The organism is Streptomyces sp. NPDC001914 (assembly GCF_042891215.1).
In the GTDB taxonomy this organism is placed as follows: Bacteria; Actinomycetota; Actinomycetes; order Streptomycetales; family Streptomycetaceae; genus Streptomyces.
Genome location: NZ_JBIASW010000012.1, coordinates 126929 through 142255, shown reverse-complemented (window position 1 = coordinate 142255; position 15327 = coordinate 126929). Strand labels below are relative to the sequence as shown.

13 protein-coding genes are annotated in these 15327 nt (G+C 71.4%); 8 read left to right on the top strand and 5 right to left on the bottom strand.

The genetic code is table 11. The annotated features are described in order from the left end of the window. Positions 1–15 precede the first annotated feature (15 nt). Entirely contained in the window at positions 16–1371 is a 1356-nt protein-coding gene (gene ccrA, locus ACFYYF_RS29865) for a crotonyl-CoA carboxylase/reductase (RefSeq protein WP_388780638.1), read from the top strand. Between the two features lie 46 nt (positions 1372–1417). Here ccrA and ACFYYF_RS29860 read toward each other — a convergent pair whose 3' ends face one another. Then, a complete protein-coding gene (locus ACFYYF_RS29860; protein ID WP_388780637.1) occupies positions 1418–2626 on the bottom strand; it encodes an RNA-guided endonuclease InsQ/TnpB family protein in 1209 nt (402 codons plus the stop codon). 313 nt (positions 2627–2939) lie between these two features. Between ACFYYF_RS29860 and ACFYYF_RS29855 the strand changes: the two genes are divergently transcribed. After that, positions 2940–3929, top strand: a complete 990-nt coding sequence (locus ACFYYF_RS29855; protein WP_388780691.1) for a 3-oxoacyl-ACP synthase III family protein — start codon at positions 2940–2942, stop codon at positions 3927–3929. Further along, positions 3926–4810, top strand: coding sequence for a 3-hydroxybutyryl-CoA dehydrogenase (locus ACFYYF_RS29850; protein ID WP_388780636.1), 885 nt, complete (start codon positions 3926–3928; stop codon positions 4808–4810). Before ACFYYF_RS29855 ends, ACFYYF_RS29850 begins: the two co-directional genes overlap by 4 nt. An 18-nt stretch (positions 4811–4828) precedes the next feature. Here ACFYYF_RS29850 and ACFYYF_RS29845 read toward each other — a convergent pair whose 3' ends face one another. Continuing rightward, positions 4829–5710 carry an NAD(P)H-binding protein gene (locus tag ACFYYF_RS29845; RefSeq protein ID WP_388780635.1) on the bottom strand — a complete coding sequence of 294 codons (882 nt, stop codon included), beginning with the start codon at positions 5708–5710 and terminating at the stop codon, positions 4829–4831. Positions 5711–5835: 125 nt separating this feature from the next. Between ACFYYF_RS29845 and ACFYYF_RS29840 the strand changes: the two genes are divergently transcribed. Beyond that, the gene (locus tag ACFYYF_RS29840; RefSeq protein ID WP_388780634.1) at positions 5836–6738 is read left to right on the top strand and encodes a LysR family transcriptional regulator; all 903 of its coding nucleotides are present in this window, start codon (positions 5836–5838) and stop codon (positions 6736–6738) included. A gap of 36 nt (positions 6739–6774) precedes the next feature. Here ACFYYF_RS29840 and ACFYYF_RS29835 read toward each other — a convergent pair whose 3' ends face one another. The 3 genes from ACFYYF_RS29835 to ACFYYF_RS29825 all read right to left on the bottom strand — a co-directional run bounded on the left by ACFYYF_RS29835 (position 6775) and on the right by ACFYYF_RS29825 (position 9803). After that, complete coding sequence (locus tag ACFYYF_RS29835; RefSeq protein ID WP_388780633.1) at positions 6775–7533, bottom strand: thioesterase II family protein; 759 nt, start codon at positions 7531–7533, stop codon at positions 6775–6777. 88 nt (positions 7534–7621) lie between these two features. Next, a complete protein-coding gene (locus tag ACFYYF_RS29830; protein WP_388780632.1) occupies positions 7622–9139 on the bottom strand; it encodes an FAD-dependent monooxygenase in 1518 nt (505 codons plus the stop codon). 256 nt (positions 9140–9395) lie between these two features. After that, positions 9396–9803: a hypothetical protein gene (locus tag ACFYYF_RS29825; RefSeq protein WP_361684608.1), complete on the bottom strand. Its 408-nt coding sequence runs from the start codon at positions 9801–9803 to the stop codon at positions 9396–9398. A 542-nt stretch (positions 9804–10345) separates the two neighbouring features. Between ACFYYF_RS29825 and ACFYYF_RS29820 the strand changes: the two genes are divergently transcribed. The 4 genes from ACFYYF_RS29820 (at position 10346) to ACFYYF_RS29805 (ending at position 15322) form a co-directional block, all read left to right on the top strand. After that, positions 10346–11923 carry an acyl-CoA carboxylase subunit beta gene (locus tag ACFYYF_RS29820; protein WP_388780631.1) on the top strand — a complete coding sequence of 526 codons (1578 nt, stop codon included), beginning with the start codon at positions 10346–10348 and terminating at the stop codon, positions 11921–11923. 127 nt (positions 11924–12050) lie between these two features. After that, complete coding sequence (gene cimA / locus ACFYYF_RS29815) at positions 12051–13682, top strand: citramalate synthase (protein WP_388780630.1); 1632 nt, start codon at positions 12051–12053, stop codon at positions 13680–13682. 205 nt (positions 13683–13887) lie between these two features. Further along, positions 13888–14406, top strand: a complete 519-nt coding sequence (locus ACFYYF_RS29810) for a hypothetical protein (RefSeq protein WP_388780629.1) — start codon at positions 13888–13890, stop codon at positions 14404–14406. A 73-nt stretch (positions 14407–14479) separates the two neighbouring features. Next, positions 14480–15322 carry a DUF4097 domain-containing protein gene (locus tag ACFYYF_RS29805; RefSeq protein ID WP_388780628.1) on the top strand — a complete coding sequence of 281 codons (843 nt, stop codon included), beginning with the start codon at positions 14480–14482 and terminating at the stop codon, positions 15320–15322. The last annotated feature ends 5 nt before the right edge of the window (positions 15323–15327 follow it).

Below are 15327 nucleotides of genomic sequence, written 5' to 3'. Positions count from 1 at the left end.
AAGGCATAGGAAGCCATGGACTCTTTGACACAGGCCCTGCTGTCCGGGGCCGGCCCGGACGAACTCGGGCGGCACGAACTCCCCTCGGCCTACGAGGCGGCGCACCTCCTGGCCGCGGACCTCGGCATGTTCGACGGCGTCGCGGACCGGGACGTCCGCAAGTCGCTGCACGTCGGGCAGGTCCCCATGCCGGACATCGCACCGGACGAGGTGGTCGTCGCCGTCATGGCGAGCTCCATCAACTACAACACCGTGTGGTCGGCGACGTTCGAACCGGTCCCCACCTTCGAGTTCCTCAAGCGCGGCGCCCGCCAGGGAGGTTGGGCCGCCCGGCACGAGCTGCCCCACCACGTGGTCGGCTCGGACGCCTCCGGCGTCGTCGTACGCGCCGGGGCGGGAGTGCGGCACTGGAAGACGGGCGACCACGTCGTCGTCAGCTGCGTCCAGGTCGACGAACAGGAACCGGCCACCCACGCCGACGCGATGCTCGGGCAGGGACAGAAGATCTGGGGCTACGAGACCAACTTCGGCGGCCTCGCCCACTACGCGGTGGTCCGCGCCAGCCAGCTCCTGCCCAAGCCGGCCCACCTGACCTGGGAGGAGTCGGCCGGGGTGCTGCTGACCGCGGCGACCTCCTACCGCATGCTGGTCGGCGACAACGGCGCCCGCATCAAACAGGGCGACATCGTCCTCATCTGGGGCGCCACCGGCGGCCTCGGCGCGTTCGCGGTGCAGATGGTCAAGAACGCCGGCGGAATCCCCATCGGCGTGGTCGGCTCCGAGCACAAGGCCGAGGCGCTGCGCCGCCTGGGCTGCGACGTGGTGATCAACCGCAACGACATCGGCATGGGCGGCGACGACGCGCCCACCCCCGAACGCACCATCGAGCTGGGCAAGCGGCTCGGACGGGAGATCCGCCGGCAGGTCGGCGAGGACCCGCACGTCGTGTTCGACTACGTCGGCCGCGCCACGTTCGGGATCTCGGTGTTCGTCGTCCGCAAGGGCGGCACCGTCGTCACCTGCGGCTCCAGCACCGGCTACGACCACCACTTCGACAACCGCTACCTGTGGATGAACCTCAAGAAGATCGTCGGCTCTCACGCCGCGAACCTCCAGGAACAGGCGGAGTGCAACCGGCTCTTCCAGCTCGGACACCTCGCGCCGATCCTCTCCGAGGTCTACCCGCTGGCGGAGGTGGGGGAGGCCGCACGGCTGGTCCAGCAGAACAGGCACACCGGCAAGGTCGGCGTGCTCTGCCTGGCCCCCGAGCAAGGCCTCGGCGTCACCGACCCCGCCCTGCGCGCGAAGATCGGCCCCCAGCGCCTCAACCCGCTGCGCCCGGGCGCAGCCGACCACACCGAGGTGTCCTGACGTGACTCCGCCCAAGCGTGATCGCGTGGGCTTCCTGTGCTCGTGGCTAGGCCACGTCGCAGAGGGCCAGCCCGGCCCTGTTGAGGACGTTCGTCGCGGCGACGTGGTCCGCGTTCGCTGCGAATCCGCATGCCATGCATACAAAGTTCGCTTGGGTGACGCGGTTCTCCTTCGCGGTGTGCCCACAGGACGGGCAGATGCGGGAGGTGTTGCGGGGGTCCACGGCGATAACTCTGCGACCGGCGCTTTCAGCCTTGTTGGCGAGGACCGTGAGGAACACCCCCCAACCGGCGTCGAGGATCGATCGATTCAGGCCCGCTTTGGCGGCGGCGCTGTTGGGGAGGAAAGAACCTGGCCGTTCGGGATCAGGCTTGGGCTTCGGGGTAAGGGTCATACCCGCCGTGTTAAGCCGCTCGTGCGCGATCACGTCGTAATCCCGAACGAGGGCGAGCGCGACCTTGTGGGCATGGTCCAGGCGCTGGCGGCGAATTGCGGCGTAGATGCGAGCGACCCTGCGAGCGGCGGCTCGGTGCTTTTTGCTGCGCTGCCGGGTCCGCTGGGGGAACCTCGCGAGTTGCCGCTGAGCCTCTACGAGTTCGTCCGAAGCCGCTTTGAGGAAACGCGGGTTAGCGATGTGTTCGCCGTCGGACGTGGTCAGGAAGTGCTCGACACCCATATCAATGCCGATCGCTACGCTGGTGCCTGGCAACGGTTCCGTGGGCAGTTGGTCGCAAGCCAGGACGACGTACCAGCGGCTGCCTTCCCGCTTGACACTGATCGTCTTGATGCGACCCCTCACGGGGCGGTGCTGGTGGACTCGGATATGGCCGATGCCTTGGAGACGGACGCGGGTCTGCGGATGCTGCGGGGTGGAGTCCCAGCGGCAGCCGTCGCCATCCTTGGGGAAGACCACCGTGTCGAAGCGCCCGACACCCTGGAACCTGGGGTATCCGGGGGTGTCGCCCGCCCTCACACGCTGAAAGAACGCGGCGAACGCCTTGTCCAGGCGACGCAGGGTGGCCTGCTGAGAGGAGAACGACCAGCGGCCCTGCCGCTCGGGGTCAAACGCCCTGATCTCCTTCAGCTGCGCAGACTGCTCGCCATAACGCACGGTTGTCTTCGAGACGTGCCGATAGGCATCCCGGCGCTCCTGCAGAGCGCCGTTGTACAGCGAGCAGTGATCCCGAAGCATCCCGCCAAGCGCAACGGTCTGACGGGCCGTAGGCCGCAGGAGGAACTTGTACGCGTGGATCACGAGCCATCCCCCTTCCGCCTCTTCGACGGGCGACCCCAACGGTTGTTGACGTCCCAACCCATGGTGGCCGCCGACGCAGCGCCGGACATCGGTTCCCACACTGCTTGGTGTCCGAGATCATCCACGTCGTTCGGAAGCTGGCGATCCTTCCCGGCTAGAGCCCCATACCTACGTTACAGGCGCGGCACTTTTAGTGCGGCAGGAAGGCGGTACAGGTGAACTGCAGAGTTCTGCCAGCCCAGTTGAGTTCAGAGGATCCCGCCGAAGCCGTTGCCTCCCCCGTCAAAGCGGGGCGTCCCCTGGCCAGGCCATGATGGGCATCGGCATACTCTCCACCGGCTCCTACCTGCCCAAGCTGGAGGTCGGCAACGAGGAGGTCGCCGAACGCGTCGGCGTCACCGCGGAGTGGATCGAACGAAAGACACAGATCAAATCCCGGCGCTACGCCGCCGATCACGAGGCGACCTCCGACCTGGCCATCAAGGCCGCCGAACGCGCCCTGGAACAGGCAGGTCTGGGCCCCGAGCAGATCGACCACATCATCGTCTCCACCTCCACCGGGGACTTCCCGCAGCCGCCCACCGCCCACCTGGTCCAGCACGGCCTGGGCGCCTACGGCGCGGCCTGCTTCGACGTCAACGTCGTGTGCAGCGGCTTCGTCTACGCCCTGGCGCTGGCCCACAGCCTGGTGACCGTCAACCCGGCCGCCCGCATCCTGGTCATCGGCGCGGACGTCTACTCCCGGATCCTGGACTTCACCGACCGCCGCACGGCGATCCTGTTCGCCGACGGCGCCGGCGCCGCGGTCGTCGGGACGGTCCCCGACCCGTACGGGATCATCGCCACCGACCTGGCCGGCCGCGGCGACGCCCACCACCTGATCCGCGTCGAGGCCGGCGGCAGCCGCAGACCCGCCTCGGCTGCGACCGTCGCCGAGGGCGCCCACTACTTCAAGATGGACGGCCGCGGCGTACGGGACTTCGTCGCCGAGCACGTCCCGCCCGCGCTGATCGCCCTCACCGACAGGGCCGGCGTCGACATCGGCGCGGTCGACCACTTCGTACCCCACCAGGCCAACGGCGTGATGCTCGGCGAGGTCGTCGAGCGCACCGGACTCGGCGCCGCACAGACCCACCGCACGCTCACCAGATACGGCAACGTCGGCAGCGCCTCCGTACCGGTCGCCCTGGACGAGGCCCACCGCACCGGCGCCCTCAGGACGGGCGACCTGGTCCTGCTCGCCGGCTTCGGCGGCGGCATGTCGATCGGAGCAACACTTCTGAACTGGGGGACCCAGCCATGACCTTGTCCACACACCAGGCCGGTACCGGCATCGAGCGGGTCGGCGTAGCCGGCAGCGGCATCATGGGCACCGGCATCGCCGAACTGTGCGCCAGGACCGGACTGGACGTGAAGGTCGCCGTGTTCTCCGAGACCTCACTGCACAGCGCGCCGCAACGGCTGGCCGCAGCCCTGGAGCGGGGCGTGGCCAGGGGCCGGCTGACCGAGGAGGAACGCGACGCGGCCCTGGCCCGGGTGACGTTCACCCGCGACCTCGCCGACCTCGCGGACCGGCAGCTGGTGATCGAGGCGGTCAAGGAGGACGAGCAGCTCAAACTGGAGCTGTTCGCCACCCTCGACAAGATTGTCGAGGACCCGGACGCGATCCTGGCGACCAACACCTCCTCCCTCCCCGTCGTACGGCTCGCCGCCGCGACCCGCCGCCCCGGCCAGGTCCTGGGCATCCACTTCTTCAACCCGGTGCCCGCCTTGCCGCTCGTCGAGCTCGTCTCCTCGGTCCTGACCGACGAGGCGGTCACCGAGCGGGCCCTGGCCTTCGTCCGCGACACCCTGGGCAAGAAACCCATCGCCTCCCCGGACCGGGCCGGCTTCCTCGTCAACGCCCTGCTGTTCCCCTACCTGCTGTCCGCGATCCGCATGGTCGAGTCGGGCCTGGCGAGCGCCGAGGTCGTCGACCAGGGCATGGAACAGGGCTGCGCCCACCCGATGGGCCCGCTGCGGCTCGCCGACCTCATCGGCCTGGACACCACCGTCTCCATCGCCCAGGCCATGTACGAGGAGTTCAAGGAGCCCCTGTACGCCCCGCCACCGCTGCTGCTGCGCATGGTCGAGGGCGGCCTGCTGGGCAAGAAGTCCGGCCGCGGCTTCCATGTCTACGCCTGAACGAGGGGCGCAACCGGATCAGCTCGTGAACGCCGGCTTCAAGGTGTCCTGGCACCACTGGCGGAAGCTCGTGGCGGTGGCGGAGCCCGCATCACGCGGTTCGGCGTCGTAGATCCCGTCGTTCTGCGCCTTGACCATGTCCGCCATGTCCTGCGCCAGCGCCGGGCTCGCACCGTGCTGCACCATCCGGGCCTGGAAGTCCGCGATCGGAACCTGCTGGTAGCGCACCGTGCGGCCCACGGTGTCGGAAATGACCTCGGCCATGGCGTCGGGGGTCAGGTCGTCGGGACCGGTCAGGGGAACGCGGGCCTGCCCGCTCCAGGAGGTGTCCAGCAGGAGCGCCGCAGCGGCAGCGGCGGCATCACGGGTGGCGATGGTCGGCAGCGGCCGGTCCGCAGTGTTCGCCAGGGAGAACGTTCCCTGCTCTCCCATCGGCTGGACCTGGCGGAGCAGGTTCTCCATGAAGAACGGCAGGGCCAGTGCCCGGTAGGGCGCGCCGGTGCCCTCGATCAGCTCGTCCATCGCCAGCGCGCCCGACAGAAGCCCGGCCTCGCCCTCGTACCCTCGGCCCAGGGAGGTGACGCCCACCACCCGCACACCCCGGCTCGCGGCCGCCTGCGCGGCGGACCGGGTGAACTCCAGGTAGTGGCGCCTGGCGCTGCCGGCATCGTGGAAACCGGCCGGGGGCACGAGCCAGAACATCCGGTCGGCGCCGTCGAGCGCCTTCGTGATCGTGTCGGGGTCGGCGTGGGAGCCCTGCACCACCTCGGCGTTCGCGTGCACGTGCCCGGGCAGCCGGGAGGGGTCGCGGACGATGACGCGGACCGCCTCTCCACTGTCCAGGACGCGGTCCAGGACCTGCCGCCCGACGTCTCCGGTCGGCGTAGTGATGACGATCATGAGTACCTCCGTGAAAGACGGTCGACGGCGCCACCCGCAGGAGGTGTCGCCGGATGTCTTCGAGTGAACCCGGCGCGACAGCGCAGGTGAAGGACCGGCTCGGTCACCATCGATACCCTGACGATATGAATGACCTTGAGGTGCGGCAGCTCCGGTACTTCGTGGCGGTCGCGGAGGAACTGCACTTCGGACGCGCCGCCGGACGGCTGGGCATGGCACAGCCCCCGCTGTCCCGCGCGATCCGGGACCTCGAACGGCAACTCGGCGTGACGCTGTTCGAGCGCACCACCCGGCAGGTGAGACTCACCGCCGCCGGGGACGTCCTGCTGCGCGAGGCCAGGACCGCCCTGGAAGCGGTCACCGCCGCCGCCCACCGGGCCCGGCAGGCGGGCAGCACGTCGCCCCGGCTGCGGATCGCGCTCAAGGCCGACGTCGACGGCGGCCTGCTGCCCCAGATCCTTGATGCCTACGGTACCGACGACGCGGCCCTGCCGCCCGAGCTGGTCCTCGGGGGGTTCGGCAAGCAGCCGCAGGCACTTCGTGACGGTCTCGCCGACGTGGCACTCGTGCTGTGCCCCTTCGACGACCGCGGCCTGGACAGCGAGCCGCTGCTGACCGAGCCGGCCCTGGTCGCCCTGGCCGCCGCCGATCCCCTCGCCGCCCGGACCCGGCTGTGCCTGGCCGACCTGGCGGGCCGGGAACTCCCCGGCGGAGCCCCGGCCGACCACGGCCCCTCCGCCGAGCACAGGTCCGGGGCGGGGCGGCCCGCCTCCAACCTGTCGGAGATCTTCAGCCTCGTCGAGACCGGCAGCGTCGTGTTCTTCTCGCCCGCCTCGGTGGCCCGGCGCTACCCGCGACCCGAGATCGCCTACCGCCCGGTCAGCGACCTGCCGGACTCCACGCTGGCCGTCGCCTGGCCCCAGGACGCACGCTCACCCGCCGTCGCCGCCTTCGTACGCGCCGCCTGCGCGGTCGCGGCAGCTGCACCCGCACAGGCGGAACCCCCTGTGCGCAGCACGGCCGGCTGAACCTCGCCGCCGCCGTCGGCAGCCGGTGTCCTGTGCCTAGGACACGGCGGCCCGTGTGAGCAGGCCCTCGGTGACGGCGGTGGCGACCTTCTCGAGCTGGTCGAAGAGGTAGAAGTGGCCGCCGGGGAACACCTCCACCCGGAAGTCGCCGGTGGTGTGCTCGCGCCAGGTGTGGGCGTCCTGGACCGTCGCGATCGGGTCGCTGTCCCCGATCAGCGCGGTCACCGGGGCCGTGAGCGGTCCGCCGCCCGACGGTCCGCGGTAGGTGCCCAGGATGCGGTAGTCGGCCCGCAGCGCCGGCAGCACCAGCTCCAGGATGTCGGGGTCCTCCAGCATGGACTGGTCGGTGCCGCCCAGCCGGCGCACCTCGGCCAGCATGTCGGCGTCGTCGTAGAGGTCGTAGGCGCTGTCGCGCAGGTCCGGGCCGCCCCGGCCGGAGAAGAACACCCGCTGCGGGGCGGGCAGTCGACGCTCGGCGAGCCGGCGGGCCGTCTCGAACGCCACCAGCGAGCCCATGCTGTGCCCGAACAGCGCGTACGGCCGCCCGTCCGCGGCCAGTTCACGGGCCAGCTCCTCGGTCACCGCCTCCGCCAGCGGGCCGAGGTCCGTGAACGGCTCCTCGCGGTAGCGGTCCTGGCGGCCCGGATACTGCACGGACACCACGTCGACGTTCGGGTGCAGAACGCGCGCCAGGTCCTTGAACGCCGTCGCGGAGCCTCCCGCGTGCGGGAAGCACACGAGGATCGGTCCGTCGGCGGCCGTCGTGGTGAAGCGTCGCAACCACGTGCTGTTCACGGTCGGTGTGTTCCCTTCGTGGGGTCGTCACGGCCGGGCCTCGCCGGAAGGCGCGCGCGCCGGCCGTTCGTTGTCGGCAAGGGGCCGGTCAGCCCGTGAGGGCCGGGCCGAACCAGGTCGCGAGGGCGGCCCTGAGCGCGGCGGTGTCGGGCACCGTGCCCGCGGCGGCCGCCCAGGCGACATGGCCGTCGGGGCGGATGAGGACCGCGGCCGGTGCGGGGATCTCGCCGAGGGCCGGGACGATCCATGGCTCGTCCTCGCCGTGCGCCTCGACGACGTCCACGCGGTCGGCCCAGCCCGCGGCGACGGCCGCTGTCCCGGCGCCGCCGGACAGGTCGAGCAGGACCGGGCGGGCGGCGTGCAGCAGCTCGTGGACCCGGGTGGCGCCGTCGGGCGCCTTCAGGTCGGCGTCGGGGACCCGGCGGCCGGTCAGCGGGTGGTCGCCGTCGAGGGGATAGCGGATGTCCAGGGCCGTCAGCAGATGACGCAGGTACTGGTTGACCTCGTCGAACACCATCAGGGAGCCGAATATCTCGCGCAGCGCGTCCGTCTGCGGCCCGGGACGCACCAGGGCCGACTGCGCCCGCGTGTTGTGCAGCACCCGCTCCCCGACGGGGTGCCGCTCGGCGTGGTAGGTGTCCAGCAGGCTCTCCGGCGCCCGGCCGCGCACCACCGAGGCGAGCTTCCAGCCGAGGTTGACCGCGTCCTGCACGCCCATGTTCAGTCCCTGCCCGCCGGCCGGGAAGTGGATGTGCGCCGCGTCGCCCGCGAGCAGCACCCGCCCCTCGCGGTACCGGTCGGCCTGCCGCGCCGCGTCGTTGAACCGGGAGATCCAGCGGGGGTTGCGCATGCCGAAGTCGGTGCCCGCGACCCGGATCAGGGACGCGCGCAGCCCCTCGAACGTCACGCTCTCCTCGCGGTCCGCGACCCGGTCGAACTCCGAGGTGATCACCCGGTGCCAGCCCGGCTCGAACGCGATCGCCGACCAGTCCCCGCGCGCGGTGCGCCGCACCCACACGTAGTCCTCGGGCAGATCGGGGAGTTCGACGTCACCGATCAGTGCCGTCATCGTCGCCTCGGTGCCGGGGAAGCCGATGCCCGCCAGCTTGCGCACCGTGCTGCGCCCGCCGTCGCAGCCCACCAGATAGCGGGCGCGCAGCGCCGTGGGCGCCTGCTGCGTCCCGCCGGTCTCCACCGTCACTCCGGTCTCGTCCTGGCGGATGCCGCTCACCTCGCACGCGCGGTGCACCCGCACGCCGAGTTCGAGGGCCCACTCCTCCAGCAGCCGCTCGATGGCGGACTGCAGGATCATCAGCGGGTAGGGGTGGCGCGACTCCGACTCGTCGAAGTCGAGGTAGAGGCCGGAGAAGTGGCCCACCGGCTGCAGCTCGCCCTCCGCCAGGAAACGGTCCAGGACGCCGCGCTGGTCCAGCACCTCCAGGGTGCGCGAATGGACCCCGCCGGCCCGCGACTCGCCCGAGCGCTGCGCGAGCCGCTCGACCACGATCACCTCGGCGCCCGCCAGCCGCAGTTCGCAGGCGAGCATCAGGCCCGTGGGCCCGGCGCCCGCGATCACCACATCCGTGTCCGTGCCGGTGTGTCCCACGTGTGCCCCCGTTCCGCCGTGCCCGTCACGGCATTGGATGACTCCCACGCTCACGCACGCGGGGGAGTGGGTTCAAGGCAACTCGGCACCGGGGCGCTGCTGTTCACGGTCCGGCTTGCCGTGTCCCGCCGGCCGGCCCCTGGTGTCCCGCCGGCGGGACACCAGGCGGTGCGTGAACAGGTCCGGCTCCGCCGGAGGGTTCTCCGGCGGAGCCGGGGTCGTGCGGCGGCAGGAGCGGTGCCGGGCCGGGTCCGTGTCAGGCGGCGTCGAGAGCCGCGGTGATCTTCTTCGCGGTCGCGGCGAGGGTGGGGCCGGGCTCGCCCTTGGAGGTACGGGCGGACGCCTCGACGGCGACGAGGACGGTGCTGCGGAAGTTGTCGGCCTCCTCGGGGTCCTGCTTCCTCAGCAGCTGCACGGCGGCGGTCAGGGCGGGCAGGACACGGTCGGCGATCTCGGCCGCGGACTTGCCGCTCATGTCCCCGACCGCGGACTTCTCCGCCAGGACGTGGCCGACCAGGCCGGTGCCGGTGGTCAGGGCGATGCTGCCCTGGGTGGCCACCTTGTGCGGGGAGTCGGCGCCGGCGGCCGCGGCCATCAGCGTCACGGCCCCGTAGGCGGCGGTGCGCAGGGTGAGCTTGTCCTGGTCGTTGAGGGTGATCGACATGGTGGGGGGCTCCTTCGTGTCGTACGCCGTGCCCGGCGTCGCTCCGATTGCGTGGCCCCACTGTGGCACACGTATGGTGTCAGAGCGAGCCATTAGTGGCGCCAATATGCGCCACGGGGTGGCGTGTGCTCGTAAAGCAGCAGCTCGGACGGTGCGACCCGGCGTCAAAGCGACCGGATCTCGACGGTGCCACCGCCCTCACCGCCCGCCTCGCCACCGCCGGAACCCGGCCGCTTCGACCGCACCGACCCCCGCGGCCCCTTCCGGCGTGGACAGGCAGGAGGCCCGCCGGAGCCCTCGGGGGATTGTGGGGACGCCGGCGGGCCCTTCGGTGCTCCAAGAAGGCTCTTGACCGTCCGCATCGGAGCTCACGACCTTGAGCGTCGCACGCCGCACTCGAGGCGGCCTCGAGCGCCGCCGGAGGCCCGGCGTGTCCACAGCGGTCGTCGTCCAGTACTCCAACCGGCTTCAAGTGCCCAGGCGGAAGCTGGCCGTCGGCCCGTCGCACGGACGGCTGATCACGACGGCCGGGAAGGGGAACCATGACCGCCCTGGACGACACACCGGTCGGGCAGCGGCGCGGCACGGTCGCCGAACTCGCGGCCGTACGCGCCGAGATGCGCCGAGGACCCAGCGACAAGGCAACCCGGGCGCAGCACGCCAAGGGCAAGCTCACCGCCCGCGAACGGCTCCGACTCCTCTTCGACGACGGCCGGTTCACCGAGGTCGAAGGGCTGCGCCGGCACCGGGCGAGCGGCTTCGGCCTGGAGGACAAACGCCCCTTGACCGACGGCGTCGTCACCGTCTGGGGCCGGGTCTTCGGCCGGGTCGTCTTCGCCTACGCCCACGACTTCCGCATCTTCGGAGGCTCCCTCGGCGAGGCGCACGCCGAGAAGATCCACAAGATCATGGACATGGCCGCCACGGCCGGCGCCCCGATCGTGGGCCTGTGCGACGGCGCCGGGGCGCGCATCCAGGAAGGGGTGACCGCGCTCGCCGGCTACGGCGGCATCTTCCAGCGCAACGTCCGCAACTCCGGGGTCATCCCGCAGATCAGCGTGATGCTGGGCCCCTGTGCGGGCGGCGCGGCCTACTCCCCGGCCCTGACCGACTTCGTGTTCATGGTGCGCGGCACCGCACAGATGTTCATCACCGGCCCCGACGTCGTACAGGCCGTCACCGGGGAGAGGATCAGCCACGACGAACTCGGCGGCGCCGACGCCCACACCACCCTGTCCGGAGTCGCCCACTTCGCCTACGACGACGAGGAGAGCTGCCTCGCCGACGTCCGCTACCTGCTGTCCTTCCTGCCGGCCAACAACCGTGAACAGCCGCCCTCCGAGCCCGCCGCCGACCGGCCCGACCGGCTCACCCCGGCCCTGCGCGACCTGGTGCCCTCCGAGGAGAAACGCGCCTACGACATGCGCGAGGTCATCGAGGAGTTCATCGACGCCGGCGACCTCTTCGAGGTGCACGAGGCATGGGCGCCCAACGTCGTGTGCGCGCTGGCCCGGCTGGACGGCCACGCGGTCGGCATCGTCGCCAACCAGCCCGCGGCCCTCGCCGGAGTCCTCGACATCAAGGGCAGCGAGAAGGCGGCCCGCTTCGTGCAGATGTGCGACGCCTTCAACATCCCGCTCGTGACACTGGTCGACGTGCCCGGCTTCCTGCCCGGCGTCGGCCAGGAACACGGCGGCATCATCCGGCACGGCGCGAAACTCCTCTACGCCTACTGCAACGCGACCGTCCCCCGCATCCAGCTCATCCTGCGCAAGGCCTACGGCGGCGCCTACATCGTCATGGACTCCCGCTCCATCGGCTCGGACCTGTCCCTGGCCTGGCCCGGCAACGAGATCGCGGTGATGGGCGCGGAAGGCGCCGCGGGCGTCGTCTTCCGGCGCGAGATCGCGGCCGCCGACGACCCCGAGACCGCCCGCGCACAGCACATCAAGGAGTACCGGGAACAGCTCATGCACCCCTACCACGCCGCCGAACGCGGCCTGGTGGACGACGTCATCGACCCCGCCGAGACCCGCGTCAGACTCATCGACGCCCTCGCCGTCCTGCGCACCAAATACGTGCAGCAGCCCTCCCGCAAGCACGGCAACCAGCCCCAGTGACACCCCGGCCGGGCCCCCTCGCCGCCCCTGTGCCCATCCTCGACCGGGAAGCGAGCGCGAGGGGTCATAGATGGACGGTGCAGCCGGTCATCCGGTGGACCGAGATCCCGAACAGGAGATGGTCGCCATGAGTATCAGCGAGAGCGAACGCACCGGGAACGTCCCCGGCGAACTCGGCGATCTCTTCCACGTCTTCGACACGACGCTGCGCGACGGCGCGCAGCGCGAGGGCATCAACCTCACCGTGGCGGACAAGCTGGCCATCGCGCGGCACCTGGACGACTTCGGGGTGGGCTTCATCGAGGGCGGCTGGCCCGGCGCCAACCCCCGCGACACCGAGTTCTTCGCCCGCGCGCGCGACGAACTCGACCTCCGGCACGCGCGGCTCGTCGCCTTCGGCGCCACCCGCAGGGCCGGCGCCAGAGCGAGCGAGGACCTCCAGGTCAAAGCGCTCCTGGACTCGGGTGCCCCGGTGATCACGCTGGTCGCCAAGGCGCACGACCGGCACGTGGAACTGGCGCTGCGCACCACGCTGGAGGAGAACCTGGAGATGGTCCGCGACACCGTCTCCCACCTGGTGGCACAGGGCCGGCGGGTGTTCGTGGACTGCGAGCACTTCTTCGACGGCTACCGCGCCAATCCCCACTACGCCAAAGCGGTCGTGCGGGCCGCGCACGAGGCGGGCGCCTGCGTGGTCGTGCTGTGCGACACCAACGGCGGCATGCTCCCCGCCCAGGTCCAGGCGATCGTGCAGACGGTCCTGGCCGACACCGGCGCCCGGCTCGGCATCCACGCCCAGGACGACACCGGCTGCGCGGTCGCCAACACCCTGGCCGCCGTCGACGCGGGCGCCACCCACGTGCAGTGCACCGCGAACGGCTACGGCGAACGGGTCGGCAACGCCAACCTCTTCCCCGTCGTCGCCGCGCTGGAACTCAAGTACGCCAGGAAGGTCCTGCCCGAGGGCAGGCTCCGCGAGACCACCCGCATCTCCCACGCCATCGCCGAGGTCGTCAACCTCACCCCCTCCACCCACCAGCCCTACGTCGGCGTCTCCGCCTTCGCGCACAAGGCGGGCCTGCACGCCTCCGCCATCAAGGTCGACCCGGACCTCTACCAGCACATCGACCCCGAGCAGGTCGGCAACACCATGCGCATGCTCGTCTCCGACATGGCCGGTCGCGCCTCCATCGAACTCAAGGGCAAGGAACTGGGCATCGACCTCGGCGGCGACCGCGAACTGATCGGCCGGGTCGTCGAACGCGTCAAGGAACGCGAACTGCGGGGCTACACCTACGAAGCCGCCGACGCGTCCTTCGAACTCCTGCTGCGCGCCGAGGTGCAGGGCAGACCGCTGCGCTACTTCGAGGTCGAGTCCTGGCGGGCCATCCTGGAGGACCGCCCCGACGGCAGCCACGCCAACGAGGTCACGGTGAAGCTGTGGGCCAAGGGCGAGCGGATCGTCGCCGCCGCCGAGGGCAACGGCCCGGTCAACGCCCTGGACCGCGCCCTGCGCGTGGGCCTGGAGCAGATCTACCCGCAGCTCGCCCGCCTCGGCGTGGTCGACTACAAGGGCCGCATCCTGGAGGCCAGGCACGGCACGGAGTCCACGACCCGGGTCCTGATCTCCATGACGGACGGCCGCTACGAGTGGTCCACCGTGGGCGTCGCCGAGAACGTCATCGCCGCGTCCTGGGCCGCGCTGGAGGACGCCTACACCTACGGCCTGCTGCGGGCGGGCGTCGAACCCGTCGACTGACACCCGGGCCGGCGGGGCGGGCCCCCGAACTCCCGCCCGCCGCACCGCACTTGACGCCCACGCACGGCCGGCCGTACGCATGGTGCCACGATGCCCCGGACGGCCCTTCCCGTTCCCGCAGCTGAAGGGCCCACGGAAGGGGCCCGCCCCTCCCGGAAATGCCCGTCGCTTGTATGTGGTGCCAAGGTGATGCGATTATGGCGCCATGGATCTCACGCCGTATGTCGACACCCTCCGCCGGGAACTCGCGGTGGCCGCCGAGGCCGGCGGCAAGGAAGCGGGCGAGCTGGCCGAGCGGCTCACCGCCCCGCTGGAGTCGGCGACCCGGCTGGTCATGCTCAACGTCCTGTCCGCCGCCATGGACGAGATCACCCGTGAACTCGCGCCCGGCTCGGTCGACGTCCGGCTGCGCGGCCTGGACCCCGACTTCGTGGTGACGCTGCCCCCCGCCGACAACGGCGCCGCCGCGGAACCGGCCGAGCCCGCCGACTCCTTCAGGACCCCGGCCCCGGCCGACGGCGACGAGGGCGGCACCGCCCGCGTCAACCTGCGGCTGCCCGCCCACCTCAAGGCACGCGCCGAGGAGGCGGCGAGCCGCGAGGGCCTGTCGGTCAACGCATGGCTGGTACGCGCCGTGTCGGCCGCCGTCGACGGCGGCACCCGGGTCCGCGCCCCCGAACGCGCCCGCTCCGCCGGACAGAGCTTCACCGGCTGGGTGCGCTGACCGCCCCCGACCACCCGCTCACACCACGTCCCACCCGCGGGGACACCCTGAAGACCCGGAGGACGGGGCAGCCATGCCTACTTTCGACACCCCCGAAGCGATCGAGGCCACGGCACGCGTGGACGCCGGTTCCATCCGGTTCACCGCCTCCGAGCGCACCGACACCGTCGTCGAGGTCCGCCCCCGCGACCCGGGCAAGAGCGTGGACACACGGACCGTCGAGCAGACCGAGGTCGGATACGCCCGCGGCGCCCTGACGATCCGCACGCCCCGGTCCAGCCCGTTCGGCCGCACCGGCACCGTCGACGTGAGCGTCGAACTGCCCACGGGCTCGCGCATCGACGTGAGCGGGGCCTGGACCCAGGTGCTCGGCGAGGGCCGGCTCGGCGAGGTCCGCGTGAAGACCTCCTCCGGCGACACCCGCTTCGAGGCCACCGGCCCGCTCCACCTGACCGCCTCGCACGGCTCGATCACCGTCGAGCGGGTCGAGGGCAAGGCCGAGATCACCACCAGCACCGGCAGCCTGCGCCTCGGCCTGATCGACGGCCCCGCCGTCCTGAAGAACTCCCACGGCAGCACGACCGTCGACGGCGTCGCCGGCGAACTGCGGGTGAGCAACGCCAACGGCGACATCGAGATCCGGCGCGCCGCCGACTCGGTCACCGCCACCACCGCCCACGGCACCATCCGCGTGGACGAAGTGACCCGCGGCACGGTCCAGTTGGAGACCGCCCACGGCGCTATCGAGATCGGCGTGCGCGAGGGTACGGCCGCCTGGCTCGACGTCAGCGCGGGCTCCGGCCAGGTGCACAACACCCTCACCGCCGCCAAGACCCCGGACCGCACAGAGGAAACCGTCACGATCCGCGCCCGCACCCGCCACGGCAACATCCACGTCAGCCGCGCCCGCCCCTGAACGGG